Raw genomic sequence first — 20951 nt, 5'->3', positions numbered from 1 at the left:
ATTAACTTTAGATGAATAAAATAAAGTCTATGGCAAGTTATAATCTAAAAGTTAACGGAAAGAAAGTCAGCATTGAAGCCGATTCAGACACTCCTCTACTCTGGGTGCTCAGAGACGAACTTAATTTAGTTGGCACAAAGTATGGTTGTGGTATTGGCCAATGCGGATCGTGTACTGTTCACGTTGATGGTGTAGCAACTCGAAGTTGTCTATTACCAGCTTCGGGATTAGAAGGGTCTGAAATCACAACAATCGAAGGTTTAGCAAAAGATAAGTTGCATCCTGTACAACATGCTTGGAAAGCGTTAGATGTTCCGCAATGTGGTTATTGCCAAGCTGGCCAAATAATGACAGCAACTTCTTTTTTAAAACAAAATCCAAATCCAAATAACGAAGAGATTAGAAATGCCATGCATGGTAATCTCTGTAGATGCGCGAGTTATAACCGAATTGAAAAAGCAGTTGCCTTAGCAGCCAAAAAAATGTCTTAAGCCGAATCATTATGGAAAATAAAAACAAAATAACATTTAGCAGACGTAATTTTATAAGGACTTCTGCACTTGCTAGTGGTGGACTCTTAATCGGATTTAACTTTTTTAATTCTTGTAAAGAAGCGGCTGTTCCACCAGTTGATGTTTCAAAACTCAACTTCAACGATTTTAATGCTTTTATTAAAATTGCTGATAATGGTTATGTGACGATCTTTTCACCAAATCCAGAAATTGGACAAGGAGTAAAAACATCAATGCCAATGCTTATTGCTGAAGAATTGGATGTACCATGGGAACATGTATCTGTTGAGCAAGGAGCTCTAGATACCGAAAATTTTCAGAGACAAGTTGCCGGAGGAAGTCAGTCTATTCGTTTTGGCTGGGATGCTTTGCGCCAAACTGGTGCAACTGCAAAACAAATGTTAGTTAATGCTGCAGCTGCAAAATGGGGTGTTGATGCATCTTCTTGTACCGCTTCAGATGGTATTATTAAAAATTCAAATGGTGACCAACTGAGTTATGGAGATGTGGTCAACGAAGCTGCTACTCTAGAAGTGCCAGAAGATGTGACTTTGAAATTACCAAAAGATTATAAAATTATTGGCAAGGATGCTATTAATGTAGATATAGATGATATTATAACTGGAAAACCATTATTTGGATTAGACTATAAAACAGATGGAATGTTGTATGCCTCAGTACTTCGACCACCTGCATTTGGACAAATTTTAGAATCATATGATGCTTCTGAAGCCAAAGCTTTATCAGGTGTTATTGATGTGATTGTTATTGGAGAAAAAGCTAGAAACTATTTAAATCAAGAAAAGTTTGACCCATCTGCACATTGGAGTGTACGTTTAAGTGAATCAGATAAAGTGGTCGTAATAGGAAAAACGACTTGGGATGTTATAAAGGGTAAAAAAGCTATAAAAGCGATATGGAAAAATAAATCCTTGACTGAGAGTACAGAATTACATGACAAAAAGTTGAATGATCTATTAAACGGAAAAGAATTTGATACCAGAAGATCTGATGGTAATGTAAAAAAAGCTTTCGCTAATGCCGATAAAGTTATAGAACGGGTTTACGAATCTCCCTTCTTACCTCATAATTGTATGGAGCCAATGAATTTTTACGCTGATGTAAAAAATGAGAAAGTACATTTAGTTGGACCTATACAAACTCCCGAAGCAGCAGCTAAGGTTGTAGCTTCTTTATTAAATCGTAATATCGAAGATGTACACGTAGATATGACAAGAATGGGTGGAGGTTTTGGAAGACGTCTTTATGGTGATTTTGTTTATGAAGCAGCCGAAATTTCAGATAAAATTAAGCAACCCGTTAAGTTAGTTTCAACTAGAGAAGACGATATGGCTTTAGGCGTTTATCGTCCTGCAATTAAATACAAAATTGCAGCGGCAATAAAGGATAATAAAATTTCGGGCTATCATCTAAAAGAAGCCGCTATCAATAGTAATATGTATGGCTTAATTCCACACTTTTTCCCAGCTGGCGCCATAGAAAATTATCAAGTTGATACAGCTAATTATCAAAGTAATATCACAACAGGCGCATGGAGAGCACCGTACACAAATTTTCTAGCCTTTGCTGAACAAAGCTTCATTGATGAACTTGCAGATGAATTAAATATAGACCCTGTTCAACTTCGTCTAGATTTACTGAAAGAAGTGAAAGACGGAGAAGATCCCAATATTCAGTATTCAGCTAAACGAATGTCAGACACTATAAAACTTGCAGCTGAAAAAGGCAATTGGAGAAAAACTAGTGATAATGTATTTCAAGGCTTTGCTGCTTATTACAGTCATAATACGCATGTAGCAGAAGTTGTTGATATAACGATGAAAAACGGCCAACCATCAATTGATAAAGTTACTGTAGCTGTAGATTGTGGAATCGTTGTGAATCCAACAGGAGCAAAAAATCAAATTGAAGGTGGCGTTATTGATGGTATTGGACATGCCATGTATGGAGACTTTTCATTTGAGAATGGACAACCTCAGGATGTCAATTTCAATACCTATCGTTTAATAAGAATGAAAGAAACTCCAATCGTAGAAACCCATTTTGTGAAAAATGAATTATCACCTACAGGATTAGGCGAACCGGGTTTACCACCAGCAGGTGGTGCTTTGGCAAATGCTATCAAAGCTGCAACTGGAGAAGTTTTGACCAAACAGCCATTTATTACATCTTTAAAAAATCTTCAAACTGATTTGAAGGTTTAGGTTAAAACGAAATAATACTAACTATTATGAATAATTAACTTTATTATTTCATAGTTCTTCAATTATAGCAGTATGACCTTTGTCATAGTTGTTTTACTTAACTAATCTTAAATTTATAGAGTTAAACCTAGTATTATGAAGAATATACTGCTACTTACAGACTTTTCAGAAAATTCAATCAATGCCATTCGTTATGCATTACAACAATTTGAAAGTGATAAATGTAATTTCTCAGTTTTAAATGTGCAAAGTTCTTCGTCCTTTATGAGTGATGATTTGATGCTATCAGGAAACCAAAGTCTATACGATTCCATTATTAAAAAAACCAAAGACAAATTGGATGAACTCGTTGCAAAACTTAAAGATGAGTTTGAAACCAAAACCTATTCCATTAAGTCTATAGTAGATTACGATAATCTAACCGACTCTATTAATCAAATAAAAACATCTAAAAATATTGATTTAGTGGTTATGGGAAGTAATGGTGTTACAGGCGCAAGTGAGGTTATTTTTGGAAGTAATACTATTAATGTTATTAGAAAAGTAGATTGCCCTACTCTAGTCATCCCAAAAGGCTTTAAATACAGACCTCCTAACGAAATTTTGTTGCCTTTAGACCTGACCGATTCATTAAGTGGAAATGCTTTTGCTGATGCTGTAAGTTTTGTAAAGCGCTTTGGTAAAAAAATTCATCTCCTAAGGATAAAACCAAATAACGAAGATTCAGAAGAAGAACTAAAAGACAAAGAAAATATTAGTGCTTTTTTAAAGGAAATACCACACGAATATCATGTTATCACTGGTATTCCAATAGAATTAACGGTAGACTCTTATACACAAACGCACCATATAGATTTAACAATACTACTAGTTCAAAAAGAAAGTCTTTTTGAGCGTTTCTTCACAGGATCACCAACAACTAAAATAAGTAATAATATAAGAGTGCCTTTATTGATATTTCACTCTTAAAACCTTCTAGGATCAAAAATAGTGTGCTTAATTAATTGCCTGTTCCTGTGGTTTTTCTTCGATAATTTGCTTCACATTAATTAGTTGTTCTTCCTCTAAAATAAGTAGAATTAAGTTTACATAATTCTTAATAGTATCATCACCAGATCTTGGATCTATAATATCAATGTAGCCTTTCCAGATAAGTTCTCTATCTTTTGAAGGGCAAATACAATACATGCTTGTTTCCGCATGATATACTGTATAGGCATCATAATACTCTGGATCATAAAAAATATCTTGATGCTTTAAGTAGTCTTCTCGAAACTTCTTGTGCGTTTCATCAAAATCACCATAATCTATCTTCTCAACCATTTTATCTTCAACACCAACTATTTTTGTAAACAAAATGGTATCAAAGCCATCATTAGTTAAATCATTTTCTAATGCTTTAAGATCATCTATCGTTAACTTTTCGGATTTAAATGACGGGTTAAAAACATCCATACTACTAGCTGCTTCTGCCCCACGCATTTCAAATTCGTACTTAAGTTTATTCTCAAATTCTTGTCTTGCCTCTAAATTAGACGTTAAACCTACAACTAAAACTTTTGTAGGTGAATAAGTTGTTATTTCTGGATTTTTCCAGGTATCTACAAGCTGCGTGGAATTGCAACTCAATAATAACAAAGCAAATATGAATGTAATTAAAGGTTTCATAGCTATAATATTTCTATCTTTTATCTATTAAGAGTCCTATCTTTTCTTCTTTTTTTATCTTTTTTACGATATCAAATAATTGTGACTTTAAAGATCTATAGTGCTTCAAATGATCGTTTATCCTATTGATTAAAGCTTTATGCTCATTTCTATATCGTCTCTCTTCTTTAGGCTGATTAATGCCATCTACCAATATTTGCAACTTACTTTCATGAACTATTATAGCCTTAATTAAATAGTTGTTCTGTTTTTGAGATTTGTTAATAGCATCAATAATCTCTTTATTATGAGCAAATTTTTCTGGATGAATAAGTTGTAGTGTGTATGATTTTATTAGGTCTTCAAAAAATAGGTGCTCATCTTTTACAAATTCTAACTGAGACAACCATTCTTTTGATTCGTTGTGCATTTCATCGGCACTTAACCATTCCACATATCGTGCATTTGTTTGTATCGTTTTCATTTTATTTGGGTTTAGAATAAAAGCAGAAAGGAATTGAAATATCAATTCCTTTCTGCTTTTTGAAATTAAGAAATTTCGATAACTTTTTTAGTCTCTAATTTTTTGGCTTCTTCTTTTTTTAATAATTTAATTTGTAAAATACCATCTTTGTATTTTGCTTTTACATCTTGGTCTATATCAATAGATTCTGGTAATGTTGAAGAACGCTTAAATGACTTATAACTAAACTCTTTGCAAGTATAATTTTCATCTTTTTCATCAATTTCTTCTTTTTTCTCACCAGAAATATTAAGCATATTTCCATCGATAGTTACTTCAAAATCTTTTTTATTAAAACCTGGTGCCGCGATTTCTATTTCATAATCATCATTATGCTCCTTAACATTCATAGCTGGCATAAGGCTGTCTTCTTCAAAGAAATCATCATTAAAAATATCATCGAATTTTACCATGTTTTGTAGTTCACCAAAATTAGATGGAAACATTCTATCTTCCCATGGAGATAATAATCTATTACTCAAAGTTGGGAATAATCTCTCACTTAAAGGCGTTAAATTACGTCTTCTGTTTCTGCGTTTCATTAATGTTGTCATGATGTTTGTTTTTTATAGATTAAACTTATAATATATACACTAAGATAATCTGGGCATGCTATTTTCGAAATGATATAAATCAGTTTAGATTGTTCGATAACAGGAATTTAACAGTAATGTCAGTACTTTATTACAACGTATTGGATTATAGAAGAATCATGGATTTTAGACTACCAATTTATACATATCAGTAAGTTTAGGAATAGTTGCATTCCAATTATACTTGTCTTTTATCTTAACTCTAAAAGTATCTAATGCCGTTGGTTCACCATGGATGAGATAGACGGCCTCTGGAATATTTTTAATTGCACTCATCCAATGTAAAAGATCTTCTTGATCAGCATGCGCTGATAAACTTTCTATACTTTTTATAGTAGCTTTTATAGGGTAGTATTTTCCAAAAAAACGGATTTCGTGCACTCCATCTAGTAATTGTCTTCCTCTGGTTCCTTCTGCTTGATAACCGACCAATAATACAGTTGTGGATGGCTCATCTATTAATTGTTGTAAATAAGTTAGCACACGTCCACCAGTTACCATTCCGCTTCCAGCAATTACAATCTTAGATCTTTTATCATCAATGGTTTCCCATGTTTCTCTATACGATTGAATAATATTGAAATGATTACACATGGCTTGGTAGTCTTTTGAAGATAATTTGTGCCATTTCGGAAATTGTTTAAAAACTTCTAAAACATTATTGCCCATAGGACTATCTATAAAAGTTGGAATTTTTGGTATTTTATTTTTCTTGTAAAGTTGCCATAAGATATACATAAGTGTTTGTAAACGCTCTACTGCAAAACTTGGTATTATTAAATTTCCTTTTTTATGAATGGTGTCTATAATTATTTCTGTCAATAAGGCTTCTACATCTTCTTCTGGATGTAACTTATTTCCGTAAGTACTTTCTATAAATAAGAAATCTGCCCATTCTGGCATTTTAGGTTCACTTAAAAGGTAATCGTCTCGTCTTCCTATATCACCTGAAAACACAAAGCGCTTACCATTTACATCTAATTCTATGAATGTAGCACCAATAATATGTCCATTGTATTGAAAACGATACTTTATATGTTCTGATAATGTTAGCCATTGGTCCTCCCCTTCTGCTTTAAAAAGCTTTATAGTGTTTTCTGCTTCTTTTACAGTGTAAAAAGGCAAAGCAGGATTATGCTTAGTATATTTTTCTCTGTTGGCTTTTTCTGCATCTTCTTCGTGTATTTTCGCGCTATCTTTTAGAATAATTTCTGCTATTGCCAGTGTTGGTGCTGTGCCAATAATCTTTCCTGTAAATCCTTGTTTTACGAGTCGTGGTAAATACCCAACATGATCTAAATGACCATGAGTAAGCAGAACAACATCAATTGCTGACACATTTATCGGAAGATCTGTCCAATTTAATTCTCTGAGTTCTTTGAGACCTTGAAACATACCACAATCAATCATAACATTAAGCTCTGATGTTTCAATAAGAAACTTAGAACCAGTAACAACTCCACAAGCTCCTAAAAAATTTACTTTTACAAAATGATTCATCTTTAATGATTTTCAACAGCACACAGCTGTGATATTTCGTTTAGGATTTTTTCTTTTCTTGTATCAGAAATACCAAGATGATCTAAGTAAAATTTATCGTCTAATAAATCTCTACAAAGCACTACGTCTCTACTTAATAAAAACTGCTTTTCTCTATTAGTAAGTAAAGTAGAAACAGTAATAGGATATAGACCTAATCTATCTATTTTATCTTTTAAGCCATCATTTTTTGGATAATCCCAACTTACTAAATAGAGTCCAGAGCAGTTACCATATTGCAAAGCATCTTTTGTAAATCTTGTATTTGTTACCACCCAACCTTTAGTGAGTAAAGTTCCATTTTTAGGGTTCGAATTCCAGTGCGTTTTTACATCTTGGTATCTAGAATTGATATACAGAGGAATTTTAACATTACACTTTAAGCCTTGCTCTCCATGAAACTTACATTCAATTATAGTAGTTTCATTATTCTTATGCGCTAAGACATCAATTTCGTGAGTAACACAACGACCTTGTAAAGTTTTACCAACTTCGGCGGTATAACCAGAATATTCTAAAACGGCACTCACAAAACGCTCAAACGGAAAACCGGTTGGTCCTAATTCATATATGGCCTTTTTTAGTTTGTATTTTGAGGCTAAATAGCTTTTCTTCTTTTTTAGTAATGAAAATGCTCTATTGTAAATTTCTTTCGTAGAAATACCTTGATATAATTCATCGCGAACTTTATCTAGAATTTGATCCACTATTTGCTTTTCAGCACCTGTTCTATTTAATGATGCTCTTAGCTTATCTAATGAAAATTTAACTTTTTCACCTGAAGCTTTTATAATATCAAAACTTTCGTTTTTCATTGATATTTGTTTTAAAAAATGTGAAAAACTTAATTCGTTTTAAAGAAGTCTCTTACCCAAGCTTTTATTTGGTTTTCTGTCATACTATCAGCTTTTTTCACTGCTTTTATTTTTGTACTTAAGTTATTGTAATTTTCGTGCAACTCTTTAGAAAATTGCTCATTAGTACCTGCAGGACCAAATATTACCAAAGCATTTGTATCATCTATTTGAGCAGCTACAGCTTTAAAGTATTTCTTTAACTGTTGCTTTTCGCGCTCTAAATATTTACTGTCTTGCACAACATCTTGAGGACCTCCTTTTAAACGTGTTCCAGAACCACCACGAATGTTATAGTGTTCTATGTTTGAAGATACTGTTGTAAATATTTCTTTTTCATTGTCTAAGTTTACAATATATGCTTTGTCTTTATCTAACCAAACGCCTGTCTTTTTCATGAGTATATATTTTAGTTTTTTAAATCGTGCATTGTCAATATTGGAACATTTAAATGAAATGAAATTTCCTTAACCATCGGATTACTCAAAACACTTCCGAAAAATGCATGTTTCTTATTTATAAAAGCTACCATATCGCTTTCTCTGCTCTCAACAAAAAGATTAACTGCAGTCGTAACTGATGTATGAGATAGATTGTGAAACTTATAATTTGTGTTTTGTAAAATCTCTTCCAGTAACTGTTTATTTTCTTTTTGGTTTTTATCTAATTCATCTTGTTCAGCTATATGTAGAATTACAATTGTGGCATTACATTTTTTTGCAATATCTGTGAGATAGTTTAATTCTTTTCTTTTGAAATTTATTTTAAAGTCTGTAGGAAAAACGATCTCTTTTGGTAATTTGATTTTTGCATTTTGTGGCACAACTAGTACTGGGCAATTACGTACTTTTTCCATTACATATATTGCTGTACTACCGAAAGCTGATTTTCTAGAATGGGTTTCTCCTTTCGTACCCATTACTATCATTTCAATATCTTTTTTATCTACTATATTTTTTATGGCTTCAATAACATTGTTGAATTGGGAAATGACTTCAAAATGATGCTTAGGATTATGAGTATCACTCATAGTTATCATATCAAAAACCTTTGCCAAACCATTTTCAGAATTAAGCTTAGCGGTTTCATAGAGTTCACTACCAGGTTCCATATTCAATAAACTTTCTAAAATATTTCCAGTAGCAGAGAACACATTTAGCACATAAAAAATACAATGATCATTTTTATATAACTCTCTTGCATAATTAATTGCTTTCATAGAGTTTTTTGAAAAATCCGTTGGAAGTAAAATTTTATGTCTCATAACATTAGTATTAAATCTGCATTAGCTAAAATTAATATGTAAAACTTCGAACTGAAATGATATATATCAGACAGAACATGGAATAACCAAGAATGGAATTACTGGGTGATATCCTATTTTAGCAACTATAGGCTCATTAACTATACGTTCTATAAGACTATGTTCATAGTTTATCATAGCAAGTATATTAACATCTAACTCATCTATAAAATCATTGATCTCAACTGCCTTGTCTGCATAATCTGGCATCCAATGAAAACTATGTGGTTGATCTTCTAAGTAGACTTGCAACATAGAAAAATTATAGTCTTGCGTTTTAGACAAACTTGACTTTTCATTAATATGAACCACTCTAATTTTAGAATTGAATAATTCTGACATGAGCTTTAGAGGTAACAATTCCTCGCCATAAAATCTAGTAAAATCTGTTGGAAACGCAATTTGCTTAGGTTCCACAAAATCGAAATCATCTGGTACGACCAAAATCGGACAGAGCTTCATCTTTTTAATGACATCTACAGTATTGCTTCCAAAGAAAAATTCTTGTGCTTTAGTTGCACCTTTAGTGCCCATTACAACTAAATCTATGTTATGCTTTTTTATAGCAGTCGAAATGGCCTTAATCAAATTTTCTTTACTCAAAAGGATTTCGAAATTATGATTAGCATTGACATTGGCATTTTCTGCCATTTCTTTTAGTTCTGTTAATTCTTTTAAAGCATCTCCTTCTAATGAGTCAACGTAATGTGTTGTAATATAAGATCTTACTGTTGACCTTGAAATTGCCCAAGAATGCAAAAAATAAAACGTACACTCTTCATTTGCATATAATTTAAGAGCATAGACAATAGCGTTCCATGCATTATCCGAAAAGTCTGTGGGTATTAAAATTGAGCGTTTCATAACAGGTTATTTTTGGTTTGATGGTATCACGAGAAATGGAATTGTAGGATGAAATCCTAATTTTTTAATAACTGGTTCCTTTACTATGCTCTCTATAAAACTGTGCTTATAGTTTATCATAACCAGAAGATTAATATTGAGTTCGTCAATAAAATCCTTGATGGCTTGTTCTTTTTTACCGTAGTCTGGCATCCAATGAAAACTATGAGGATAATCTTCTAAATAAGCTTTTAGCATTGCTAAATTGTAGCTTTGTAAATCTGAGAGATCGTCTTCTTTATTAATATGAACTATTCTAATTTTAGAATTATGGAGTTTTGATAAACGTTTTAGTGGATCTAACTCTTCACCATAAAAACGGTTAAAGTCTGTTGGAAAAGCAATTTGCTCTGGTTCTACAAAATCAAATTCATCTGGTACGGCCATAACTGGGCAACTCTTTACCCTTTTAATAACGGTTACAGTATTACTTCCAAAAACAATTTCTTTAGCCTTTGTCGTACCTTTTGTACCCATAACAACAAGATCTATCTTGTGCTCTTGAATTGCAGTTTCCATTGCATCTTCCAAATCATCGGTGCTTAGAATAATCTGGAAACTATGGTTGGCATTAACTTTAGCATTTTCTGCCATTGCCTTTAATTCCGAGAGTTCTTTCTTGGCATTTTCTGCCATAATCAACGTTAATTTATTAGATATGTTAGACATAGTCGAAACTCTCATTTTGGACGAGTGCAAGAAATAAAATGTGCATTGTTCCTCTGCATATAGTTTAAAAGCATATACGGCTGCACTCCAAGCATTGTCTGAAAAATCCGTGGGTAGTAAGATATTTTTTTTCATGACTTAAGTCTTTAATTTCATTTTAAAGTTAGTGCCTACAATGTCCTAACGAAATGATTTCAATCAGTGTGCTGAAGGAATTACCAAAAATGGAATATGTAAATGAAATCCAATTTGTTTGACTTTAGATTGAAAAAATAAATTTTCAAAAAATGAATGCTTGTTATTAATCATTACCAACATGTTGGTTTTTGTTTTAATCTGAAATTCATTAATAGCCTCATCTACATTCATGCTTCTTAAGTCATGGAACAGATATGAATTGTCTTTAAACAAAGTTTCTAGCTCTTGCTTTTTACTGATTTGTTCTTCTGTTAATTCATAGCCAGTTGATACGTGCATAGCATTAATTCTAGAATTATGAGACTTTGCAATTTCTTTCAATAAACTAAGTTGCGTGTCTTTATAGTTAGCTTCTAAATCTGTAGGAAATAATATTTCGAGCGGATTTTCATATTCAAAATCAGATGGAATTGCCAAAACAGGATATTTTATTTCATTAAACACATTTACTGTATTAGAGCCAAATAATACTTCTTTAGCTCCTGTAGCACCTTTGGTACCCATAACTATAATATGCGTTTTGTGCTTGTTCAAAAATTCCTTTATGCCAGAAATCAAAGTATCGAACCTCGCTAAAGTTTCAAATTTATGATTGGGATTATTAGGAAATTCTATAGAAATTCTTTCCACCAATTCTTTTAAGTTTTCTTGCGACGTATTTCTAACAGCATCTCCCAATCCAAATTGAGCAGGATAACCTAGAACATATTCAACATGATATATTACAGGTGTATAGGTATTTAACAAATGAAAAACACACTTTTCATTTTTGAAAAGTTTGATAGCATAAGTAATGGCATTCCAAGAATTTTCGGAAAAATCTGTTGGTAAAAGTATATGTTTCATGATACTATTTTTTTAATTGCGTATAGTGTTTTGCAATGCTAATAATGGGATGTCTAATCCTAAACTCACTTTATCGATCTCTGAAGGAAATAGCATATCCTCTAAAAAGGAATGCTGTGTATTTACCATAGCAATAATGTCTATATTTTTTTCTTTGATATAATTTTTTATAGATTCTGCTATTTTATTGCTGTCCTCATTACAAAAATTTACTTTATTATCTCTTAGTGTGTCTGCTATAAAAGCTTTATTATCTTCTTGGCGCATTGATAATTTATCGCTTTTAGAAATGTATAAAACATCTATTTCGCTTCTGTAAGGTTTCGCCAATTCTGATAATAATTTTAATTCTCTACGCCTATTTGGTATCAAATAATTTGTAGGGAATAAAATATGCTTTGGTTGTGTATTAGAATAGTTAGATGGTATAGCAAGCACAGGACACTGCACATACTTTAAGACCTGAAATGTTCGGCTTCCGAAAACAATATTTCGATCGTTAGATTTGCCTTTTGTTCCCATAACAATCAAATCTATATTATACTTATCGGCGATAGAATTTGACTCTTCAACAAGTGTATTAAAAGCTGAAATTGTATGATAATTATATCTAGGGTTAGGAGCAATTTGTTTAACTTTTGTTAGTAGCTCCTCTAACCCACTTTGAGATTGTTTACTAACTGAATCTAGAATATCATCATACACATCTCTAGACACCAATTCTTCACTATCATAAAATTCGTTTTGGTAAGCATGCATAAAATAGAATTCCGTTTTATGGTACTTAAAAAATTCTAAGGCATATTTGATTGCATTCATTGCATTTTCGGAGAAATCGGTAGGAAGCAGTATTGAAAACATTGGTACTTGTTTTTGCATTCACTAGTAAAGTTAACTAGTAGATAACTCAAAAACTATGATAATTATCAGAAGAGATTGTAATATTATCTGAGAGATATTGCACTGATTTAATGCATTAATCATAAAAGAAGAAGCCAAGTCTTTAACTTGGCTTCTTCTCTGATTAATAGCATACTTTTTAGAAAATCCCCATTTTCTTGATGTCATTACCAAATGACGTTATAAACATAAATAGAAATTAATTAATAGCAACTGATAAATATCAGTTATGCTTTTTTATTTAATAAAATAACTTAAAAAAAGTGCTATTTGAATCACACTGATAAATATCATTTCAATTTTTGCATTCAGTTAGCATCTTTATATACAGTTAAAAACAAAAATCATGGCACTAAATTTTAATAAGTTCGCGACAGAAGCCAACACATTCTTAAAAGAATATACAAAGGGATTAAACATTGGTGATGATACAGAAAAAGCAGGACGAATATTATCATCCATTCTTCATGGATTGAGAGATGTAGTTTCTACACAAGAATCCTTGCAACTCATTGCTCAATTCCCAATGTTTTTAAAAGCCGTTTATGTTAATGGCTGGACACTTCATAAAAAAGAAAAGATTAAAAACATGACCGAATTTATCGATGTAGTGAGAGCTTATGACGGTGTAACTTCTATCCATGATTTTGAGTCTGATGAAGTTGCTTCAAATTATATTGACACTACATTTATTCTATTGCGTAAATACATCTCATTAGGCGAATTAGAAGACTTAAGAAGCGAACTACCAAAAGAGCTTAAATCTATGATTTACCAAAATATTATGTTTTAAAAAATTATTTTAAGGTGTAGCACATCTATGGAGCGCCACTATTGATGATATGTTAACCAGCAAAGGTTATATTAAACCAGGACTTGTTGATGCAGGTGATTTATATTTTGGACTAAAGCTATAAATGTAAGGACAATCATTACACCTTACATAAATAAGCCTTAAAAACAAAAAAAACAGGAAGTTTAAGCTTCCTGTTTCTTTTTAGTAGTATTCAATTCTATAGTTCAATATAATCAATCACTAAAAATTCTTAATATTCCTAATAATCAAAATCCCAATCACTAAACCACAGATTTGAATACTTCTATACAAATTCTCTACTCTAATCTATGAAAATCTGTTTGTTTGAAAAGAAACAGGAAGTCGAGACCTCCTGTTTCTAAAAGTGTTCAATTTTAAAACTTAACCTTAAGCAACCTTTAACCATAATTAAATAGCTAAAGCATCATTAGAATGAGTTATTGCTAAATACGAGTTCAAAACACTTTTTTTATAATCTATAAAATTTTCAAGTTTATAGATATATTAGAATCATTATATTCAATATTTTAAAGAACGTTATTTTAAATTATGACACTAATATACAACTAGAGATAGCGTTCAAAAATGAGGAATATCAGTTTTTGGAATTTTTTCAAAAAAGAAAGCCAAATTGTTATTTTGGCTTTCTTTTGATTAATTGCATTTTTAAAGAAAATCCCCACTTTCTTCAGTCATTACTAAATGACAATACAAAAATAAACAGATAGTAAACCATTGTCACTGATCTTTATCAGCTAACTAGTTTTTCTTAAAAAAACACGATACCATATGCTGTATTGAGTAAATAAACACCTATAAAAAAGAGCAACATATATATAACTTGTACAAGTTTAATATTAACAAATTCTAACCAACTAACAGTTCGTTTAGGCAATACAAATAGAGCCAAACCAATAAACAAGGAGGACCAGCCAATTAGTGTAATAATAAGTTTGTAATTTGGTTCCCAAATGTTATGAAAAACAATGTTTAGTAATCCGACAATCACTGCTATTAAGGCAGAAAGAATCAAGAATTTCTGATCTTTTAAATCATCAAATATTTGTTTAATACGTTTAGGATTAAGACTTAATATTAAAAAGAAAATAATGAGATACCAGCCCCAAAACTTTGCCAAAAAAATTGAATTGTCCATAATATTAGTTTTTTTCGTGTAATACCAAAAATGGTACATCTGTATGATAACTTATCTTCTCAATTCTAGAATGAAATAATATTTGCTGAAAATAATTCAGATTTTTAGCAACCATACATATTAAATTAATATCTCTACTCTCTACAAAACATTGCACTGCATCTTCTACTTTTTTGTTTGTTAAATAATGAAAAGTGAAATCGTGATTATTAAAATAATCCACTAGTAATTCTTTGTTATTCTTTTGATCATCATTTAAATCTGCCTTTTTCTTACTGATATGAAGAATTCTTAAAGAAGCATTGAACCGTTCTATAATTTCAGTCATTGGTTGCAAAACCTGTAAACTATGAGATAATGAGAAATCTGTTGGAAAGGCAATTTCTTTTGGTGGTATATATTCGGCATTTTCAGGAATAGCAAACACATTGCATTTTACTTTGGTAATAACATCTGCTGTATTGGTCCCTAAGATTATTCTTTCTAATCCTGAAGCACCTTTTGTGCCCATTACAATACAATCTATATGCTTTTCTTCAACATTTTTGCGAATAGATTCTATAAAAAACCCGTAGTCTGTAAGCGTATAGAATTTATGATTTTTATGATTAGGTATGAGTTTCAAAATCTGCTTTAATGTAGAACGTAATTTTTGCTTAGTAGGCTTAGTGTAAATATTATCAATTACTTCTTGATTTAGAGTTAATGAAGAATCAGCAACTGCCAAATTATCAAATCTGCATACATGCAATAAGTAAAAATTACATTCTATTTTTCCGAAAAAATGAATCGCATATTTTATAGCATTCCATGAATTTTCAGAAAAATCTGTGGGTAAGAGAATATTTTTCATCACACATCAACTTTCCTACAAATTTATTAGTAAGATATGTCAATGAAAATGATATAAGTCATATTTACGAATATTAAGCTATATGCTTTAACTTAGAGATGTCTAAAACTTTTATATTTCTACCATCAATTTTAATGAGTCCCTGCTTTTTAAAACTAGTTAAAGCTCTGATTAAGGTTTCAGTAGCTATACCAGCTACACTTGCTAAATCACTTCTAGAAATTTTAATGGCATCTTCGGGTTTTCGATTAATTTTTTCTGCAAACTTTATAATAGTTGCAGCTGTTTTTCGATTAACAGATCCATAGGCCATTTCTAAAAGTTGATTTTTCATGGTTGCAAGATCGTCAGACAATAACTGTATAAGTTCCATAGTTACTTTATGATTTTCATTTAATATCTCATTAAACTTCATTGCGGAAATGCCTAGCATTTCTACATCATCTATGGCTGTTGCTGTTTCTTTATAGGGTAGATTATTATTAATGAATGAAGAAAAACCAAACAAATCATCTTCTTTGTATAATGCAGTAATTAATTCCTTTCCTTGCTCATCAATTATGTGACACTTAACACTACCTTTTGATAAAAGATAGATATAATTAGAATGATCCCCTTCTCTATAAATAATAGTATCCTTTTCTACAGTAAAAACAGTTCCGTAATCATCAAAATAATTTTTTAAGTCATTTAAGGATTTAATTTCTTCAGTATCTGATTTTGCAATTGAGTTTTGCTCCTTTTGTCTATAGTCTTTTAGTATAGCAGCTTTGGCAAGACGACTTTCAATGGCGCTAATAAGCTCATCTTCACTAAAAGGTTTAGTTATATAATCATCTGCTCCCAAATCCATTCCTTTTCTAATATCTTTATGTTCGGTTTTTGCTGAAAGAAAAATAAATGGAATGTACTTTGTAGTTTCATTAAGAGACAAGGTCTTAAGTGTTTCATAACCATCAAGCTCTGGCATCATAATATCGCATATAATAATATCTGGTAGTTGCTTTCTTGCCATATCAACACCTACTTTTCCATTTGGTGCTGTAATGACGTTGTAGTTAGAAAGTTCTAATAATTCGGCAGTATTGTCTCTTAACACTGCGTCATCTTCGATGATTAAAATTGTAGTCATTTTGTAGCTGTATTAGGAATAGTAATAGTAAATGTTGTACCTGTATTTTCTTTACTTTCAAAAGTAATAGTACCACCTAAATTTTCTAAATGGTTTTTAACAATATTAAGACCAATACCTGTGCCTTGGGTATTACTAACATTTTCTGCTCTATAATAGCGATCAAAAATGTTATTTTGATCTTTTAAAGGAATACCAATACCTTCATCTTCAATTTTTATTGTGGTTTCTGTTTCATTTTGGTTAACAAAGATGCTAATAGCTTTATGTTCATGAGAATATATTATGGCATTATTCACTAAATTAGATAGTATTAAAGTAATACTCTTTTCATCTTGATAGAGTGATAGATCATCTATATTGTCTGGATACTTTATGGACTGTCCTTTCTTTAGTAACATATTGGCATTATAAATAACTTCATCGATAACTTTACTCAGTTTAAAATTAGTGAAATTATAATTTAGTTTACCTGTTTCTAACTGTTCTAGCGACAGAAAATCGTTAAGAATAGAAGTTAAGTACTGAACCTTATCTGCAATGATTTTAACATGCTTATCGCGTTTTTGCTGTTGACTGCTTAAAGTGTACTTGCTAAGTAAAACTGATGATGTTAAAATACCACTTAAAGGGGTTTTAAACTCGTGCGATACCAGAGACAAAAATTTTGTTTTAAGCTCATTAAGTTCTTTTTCTTTAGATAAAGCTTCATTGAGCTGCTTTGTGCGTTCCTCTACTTTATTTTCGAGTTTTTCTGTATAATTTTTTCTTTCGGTGATATCTAAAATTATAGCTACAAAAACCTCTACTTCTCCTAAGTTACTCAACTGTAAATGGACTTCTACAGGATAAGTTGTACCATCTTTTCGTTGATGAATGGTTTCAAACTCTAATTTTTCAACATTCTTTTTTCGTAAGGTCTCTATATTATTTTTAAAATTAACTTCATCCTCCTGAATTTTTAAATCTAGAGGTGTCATTGTTTTTAATTCTTCAATAGTGTAACCTATGTTTTTTAGGGCACCATAATTAACATTTATAAACTGCAATGTTTTACTATCAAAAACATATATTTCATTTAAAGATTCATCAAAAATTGTGGCTAAGTGATTTCGCTCTGCCTCAGCTTTTTTTCTTAAGGTAACATCATTTTGAATCCCAATAAAATTGGTTACTACACCATGTTTATCAATAATTGGCATTATGTATAAATCATTCCAGAATAAAGAACCATCCTTTTTATAATTACGCAATATAACTTGGCAACTTTCACCCTTATCAATAGCTTTTCTTAATTTTTTTAGCGGTTTCTGATCTCTGTCCTTACCTTGTAAAAATCTACAATTATGATTAAGTATTTCTTTGCTAGAATAGCCTGTTAACCTCTGAAAAGCTGAATTAAAATAAATAACAGGGTTGTCTTTTTTTAAGGCATCTGTGATAATAATGCCGTTACTAGCAGATTGAAGAGCTATACTCTTAAGCATTAAGTTTTTCTCAGTCTCTTTTAGCCCTGAAATATCTCTGACCAAAGCCATAACGTAGGTCTTGTTGTAAATTGTAAAAGGGCTTAATTCTACCTCAATATCAAAAATATCACCTGTCTTTTTCAAGCCATAAATATCAGAGGCTTTACCCATGGGTCTTTTCTTGCCTTGTTCTATGAATTTTTCGAAATGATTAGCGTGACTTGCGTGATAATTTGAAGGAATAAGTAGATTTAAATCTTTTTGAAATAATTCACTTTTTTTATAGCCAAACATAACTTCGGCAGTTGCATTTACTTCCATTATATGCTGCTGATTGTCAACAATAATGACGCCTTCAGAAACGGCCTCTAGAAGTATGTTAAATATTTCTTGATCTTGTTGAAGCATAACAGGTTATTTATAGCATCACAATTACCCTTAAATTTAAGCAAATTCTATGTGTTAGCCTAATACAAAGGTATAAGTTTAGTGATTACTTAAAACTGATTTATATCATTGAAATTGACGATTAGTTACTTTAATTTCACTCACAATCTTGTTTAATTTTGGATTTAAATCACAATACACTATTCCAGTTTTACCAAAACCTTGGTAAACTATTTTATGCCATAGCAGCAATAGATAATTCTGTTAGAGATGAAGAATTTGAAGTCTTAGAAAAATTGGTTAAAAAGTATTGGCTAAGTAAAAGTATTATTGAAGATAGTTCTGCGAACAACCTGAAAGCTAATATAATAGAGACTTTTAAATGGCTTAGAGATGACCGTGAGTATGATGCTGAAGCCTGTTATAACAGTTTTATAAACTTCAAAAAACAAAACGAATCTATTTTTACAGATAATATAAATTCATTGATTCTAAAAACAGCAGGAGAAATCTCAGCTAGTTTTTCTGGCCAAAATAAATCAGAAGTCATATTACTTGCGAAACTTAATATTGAATTAAAAAAAGGTAAATAACAAAAGGGTATTATAATATGCCATTATGACTATTTTTAGTCTGATAAATATCATTTCTTAATAATTATACTAGTCCTAATTTTGATGTATTCACTAGTAAAATAAAACATCATGAAAAAGTTAGCAATTTTATGTTTAGCATTAGTTATAATTCCAATTTTTGGATTTGCACAATCTATTGAGAATCTAGATTTTATTTCTCCATTTCACGATGATGTGGCTGCAATTAAAAAAGATGGCAAATGGGCTTTTATAAATAAAGAAGCTCAACTGATCATAGACTATAGAACAGATTTAGTCCTTACAGAGAATGACGATGGCCATTATCCTATTTTCAATAATGACAGATGCCAAATCGTTGAGATTAGAGAAGGCATCTCCTATTTTGGTTTTATCGATAAATCAGGAAAAACAGTAATAAAACCAGAATTTCTGAATTCGACAAATTTTTATAACGAAGTAGCTATCGCTCTTAAATTAGATAAACAAGTTATTGGTAAAAATACTGCCTTAGACAAAAATATAGTGAATTACAGATATTTTGAAGTGCTTGTTAATACCGATGGAGAAATTACATACTACCTCACTCAAGATGGTGTTAATGTCGTATTGGATAAGGATTTTTTTGGTGGAATCCCTCAAATTACTTCAAGGTACTTAGCAGACAATATTTATGCCGTTAAGCGCAAAAACAAAACGTGGGCTATCGTTAAAATTAAAGACCAAGTTTAAAAAATGATTAAAAATGAAAGCAAACTTAAGCTTAGGTCGTGTTTCAGGAATTAAAATAAAAGTGCATTGGACGTTTTTTCTTCTAATAGTCTGGATTATTGTTGATGAATTGAAACATGGTGGAAGTACAGAAAGTATTTTATTCAATATAGCTTTTGTGTTTGCAGTTTTTTTATGTGTTGTGTTGCATGAATTGGGACATGCTTTAACAGCAAAAAAAATTGGTGTTAAAACCGAAAAAATAACTTTACTGCCTATTGGTGGTATGGCGAGTTTTGATAAAATGCCAGAATCACCAAAACAAGAGTTTCTTATTGTCATTGCCGGACCTTTGGTTAATCTTGCTATAGCAATTTTGCTTTATTTTGTTATTCCGGTTAAGGAACTTTTCAATCAAAGTTTTACAGATGCTTACGGCATTTTTGCAAGTTTTTCATTTCAAAATTTCTTGTTCTTCTTATTTATAGTCAATGTTGCTTTAGCGTTATTTAATATGATACCTGCATTTCCTATGGATGGTGGCCGATTATTAAGAGCATTGTTAGCTCTAAAAATGAATCGTGCAAAAGCAACTCAAATTGCCGCAAGTCTTGGTCAGTTTATTGCTATTATATTTTTACTCATAGGATTGCTTTATAATCCAATTCTCATATTTATAGCATTATTCATTTTTTTAGGTGCTTATGCAGAGAACCAAACTGTGCAACATTTAGAACTTCTGAAAAATCACACTGTTGAAGAAGCCATGTTGCTAGATATTACAACCTTTAAACCTAAAGACTCTATCGATCTTGTAGTGAATAAATTAATATCTGGAACCGAAATTAATTTTGCTGTGGTAGAAAATGGCATAATAAAAGGCGTTTTAAGACATGAAAAAATAATAGAAAATTCTAATAAGAATATTCTTGTAGAAGCAGTTATGGACACAAACTTTGAAACCGTAAAAGAAACTGATAATCTCAAGAAAATTCATCAACTTATATACAGCAAAAAACAAATATACTTGCCTGTTGTTAACCAGGGCAAAATACTTGGTGCAATAGATGCAATTAACTTAAATGAATACATAGCCTTACAGTCTAAACTGGCATATTAGT

Annotated in this window: 22 protein-coding genes and 1 pseudogene; 8 read left to right on the top strand and 15 right to left on the bottom strand. The window is 31.0% G+C overall.

The window, feature by feature from the left end; genetic code table 11:
• The first annotated feature begins 29 nt into the window (after positions 1–29).
• From Q0822_RS13035 to Q0822_RS13025, 3 genes are all read left to right on the top strand, one after another.
• Positions 30–491 (top strand): (2Fe-2S)-binding protein, encoded by a 462-nt coding sequence (locus Q0822_RS13035; RefSeq protein ID WP_299124801.1) that lies wholly within the window; start codon positions 30–32, stop codon positions 489–491.
• 11 nt (positions 492–502) lie between these two features.
• A complete protein-coding gene (locus Q0822_RS13030) occupies positions 503–2737 on the top strand; it encodes a molybdopterin cofactor-binding domain-containing protein (protein WP_299124366.1) in 2235 nt (744 codons plus the stop codon).
• A 135-nt stretch (positions 2738–2872) separates the two neighbouring features.
• Positions 2873–3706 carry a universal stress protein gene (locus Q0822_RS13025; protein WP_299124364.1) on the top strand — a complete coding sequence of 278 codons (834 nt, stop codon included), beginning with the start codon at positions 2873–2875 and terminating at the stop codon, positions 3704–3706.
• Between the two features lie 27 nt (positions 3707–3733).
• On the opposite strand, the gene Q0822_RS13020 is transcribed toward Q0822_RS13025, so the two are convergent.
• From Q0822_RS13020 to Q0822_RS12970, 11 genes are all read right to left on the bottom strand, one after another.
• On the bottom strand, positions 3734–4405 hold the full coding sequence (locus Q0822_RS13020) for a hypothetical protein (protein WP_299124362.1): 672 nt from the start codon (positions 4403–4405) through the stop codon (positions 3734–3736).
• Positions 4406–4418: 13 nt separating this feature from the next.
• On the bottom strand, positions 4419–4868 hold the full coding sequence (locus Q0822_RS13015) for a hypothetical protein (protein ID WP_299124360.1): 450 nt from the start codon (positions 4866–4868) through the stop codon (positions 4419–4421).
• A 65-nt stretch (positions 4869–4933) separates the two neighbouring features.
• On the bottom strand, positions 4934–5461 hold the full coding sequence (locus Q0822_RS13010; RefSeq protein ID WP_299124359.1) for an Hsp20/alpha crystallin family protein: 528 nt from the start codon (positions 5459–5461) through the stop codon (positions 4934–4936).
• A gap of 165 nt (positions 5462–5626) precedes the next feature.
• On the bottom strand, positions 5627–7000 hold the full coding sequence (locus Q0822_RS13005) for an MBL fold metallo-hydrolase (protein ID WP_299124357.1): 1374 nt from the start codon (positions 6998–7000) through the stop codon (positions 5627–5629).
• A gap of 2 nt (positions 7001–7002) precedes the next feature.
• The gene (locus Q0822_RS13000) at positions 7003–7854 is read right to left on the bottom strand and encodes an ATP cone domain-containing protein (RefSeq protein WP_299124355.1); all 852 of its coding nucleotides are present in this window, start codon (positions 7852–7854) and stop codon (positions 7003–7005) included.
• A 29-nt stretch (positions 7855–7883) separates the two neighbouring features.
• Positions 7884–8291 carry a hypothetical protein gene (locus tag Q0822_RS12995; protein WP_299124354.1) on the bottom strand — a complete coding sequence of 136 codons (408 nt, stop codon included), beginning with the start codon at positions 8289–8291 and terminating at the stop codon, positions 7884–7886.
• 11 nt (positions 8292–8302) lie between these two features.
• A complete protein-coding gene (locus tag Q0822_RS12990) occupies positions 8303–9157 on the bottom strand; it encodes a universal stress protein (RefSeq protein WP_299124353.1) in 855 nt (284 codons plus the stop codon).
• Between the two features lie 66 nt (positions 9158–9223).
• Positions 9224–10060 (bottom strand): universal stress protein, encoded by an 837-nt coding sequence (locus tag Q0822_RS12985; RefSeq protein WP_299124352.1) that lies wholly within the window; start codon positions 10058–10060, stop codon positions 9224–9226.
• 6 nt (positions 10061–10066) lie between these two features.
• A complete protein-coding gene (locus Q0822_RS12980; RefSeq protein ID WP_299124351.1) occupies positions 10067–10903 on the bottom strand; it encodes a universal stress protein in 837 nt (278 codons plus the stop codon).
• A gap of 63 nt (positions 10904–10966) precedes the next feature.
• Positions 10967–11812: a universal stress protein gene (locus Q0822_RS12975; RefSeq protein WP_299124350.1), complete on the bottom strand. Its 846-nt coding sequence runs from the start codon at positions 11810–11812 to the stop codon at positions 10967–10969.
• A 12-nt stretch (positions 11813–11824) separates the two neighbouring features.
• The gene (locus Q0822_RS12970) at positions 11825–12691 is read right to left on the bottom strand and encodes a universal stress protein (protein WP_299124349.1); all 867 of its coding nucleotides are present in this window, start codon (positions 12689–12691) and stop codon (positions 11825–11827) included.
• Between the two features lie 367 nt (positions 12692–13058).
• On the opposite strand from Q0822_RS12970, the gene Q0822_RS12965 reads away from it, so the two are divergent.
• Positions 13059–13505 (top strand): DUF2267 domain-containing protein, encoded by a 447-nt coding sequence (locus tag Q0822_RS12965; protein WP_299124348.1) that lies wholly within the window; start codon positions 13059–13061, stop codon positions 13503–13505.
• Between the two features lie 22 nt (positions 13506–13527).
• Positions 13528–13629: pseudogene (locus Q0822_RS12960) on the top strand (uracil phosphoribosyltransferase); the annotation flags it as partial.
• A 669-nt stretch (positions 13630–14298) separates the two neighbouring features.
• On the opposite strand, the gene Q0822_RS12955 reads toward Q0822_RS12960, so the two are convergent.
• The 4 genes from Q0822_RS12955 to Q0822_RS12940 all read right to left on the bottom strand — a co-directional run bounded on the left by Q0822_RS12955 (position 14299) and on the right by Q0822_RS12940 (position 18547).
• Positions 14299–14685: a hypothetical protein gene (locus Q0822_RS12955; RefSeq protein ID WP_299124346.1), complete on the bottom strand. Its 387-nt coding sequence runs from the start codon at positions 14683–14685 to the stop codon at positions 14299–14301.
• 4 nt (positions 14686–14689) lie between these two features.
• Entirely contained in the window at positions 14690–15538 is an 849-nt protein-coding gene (locus Q0822_RS12950; RefSeq protein WP_299124343.1) for a universal stress protein, read from the bottom strand.
• Positions 15539–15611: 73 nt separating this feature from the next.
• Positions 15612–16670, bottom strand: a complete 1059-nt coding sequence (locus tag Q0822_RS12945) for a response regulator (RefSeq protein ID WP_299124341.1) — start codon at positions 16668–16670, stop codon at positions 15612–15614.
• The gene (locus tag Q0822_RS12940; protein ID WP_299124339.1) at positions 16667–18547 is read right to left on the bottom strand and encodes a PAS domain S-box protein; all 1881 of its coding nucleotides are present in this window, start codon (positions 18545–18547) and stop codon (positions 16667–16669) included. Before Q0822_RS12940 ends, Q0822_RS12945 begins: the two co-directional genes overlap by 4 nt.
• 158 nt (positions 18548–18705) lie before the next feature.
• Here Q0822_RS12940 and Q0822_RS12935 point away from each other — a divergent pair, with 158 nt between their 5' ends.
• From Q0822_RS12935 to Q0822_RS12925, 3 genes are all read left to right on the top strand, one after another.
• Positions 18706–19119 (top strand): hypothetical protein, encoded by a 414-nt coding sequence (locus Q0822_RS12935; protein ID WP_299124336.1) that lies wholly within the window; start codon positions 18706–18708, stop codon positions 19117–19119.
• A 111-nt stretch (positions 19120–19230) separates the two neighbouring features.
• The gene (locus Q0822_RS12930; RefSeq protein ID WP_299124334.1) at positions 19231–19851 is read left to right on the top strand and encodes a WG repeat-containing protein; all 621 of its coding nucleotides are present in this window, start codon (positions 19231–19233) and stop codon (positions 19849–19851) included.
• A 13-nt stretch (positions 19852–19864) separates the two neighbouring features.
• Positions 19865–20950 carry a site-2 protease family protein gene (locus Q0822_RS12925; RefSeq protein ID WP_299124332.1) on the top strand — a complete coding sequence of 362 codons (1086 nt, stop codon included), beginning with the start codon at positions 19865–19867 and terminating at the stop codon, positions 20948–20950.
• The last annotated feature ends 1 nt before the right edge of the window (position 20951 follow it).

The sequence above is a fragment of the uncultured Winogradskyella sp. genome, assembly GCF_947496485.1.
Classification (GTDB): domain Bacteria; phylum Bacteroidota; class Bacteroidia; order Flavobacteriales; family Flavobacteriaceae; genus Winogradskyella.
This window is presented reverse-complemented; position numbering and strand designations above follow the sequence as displayed.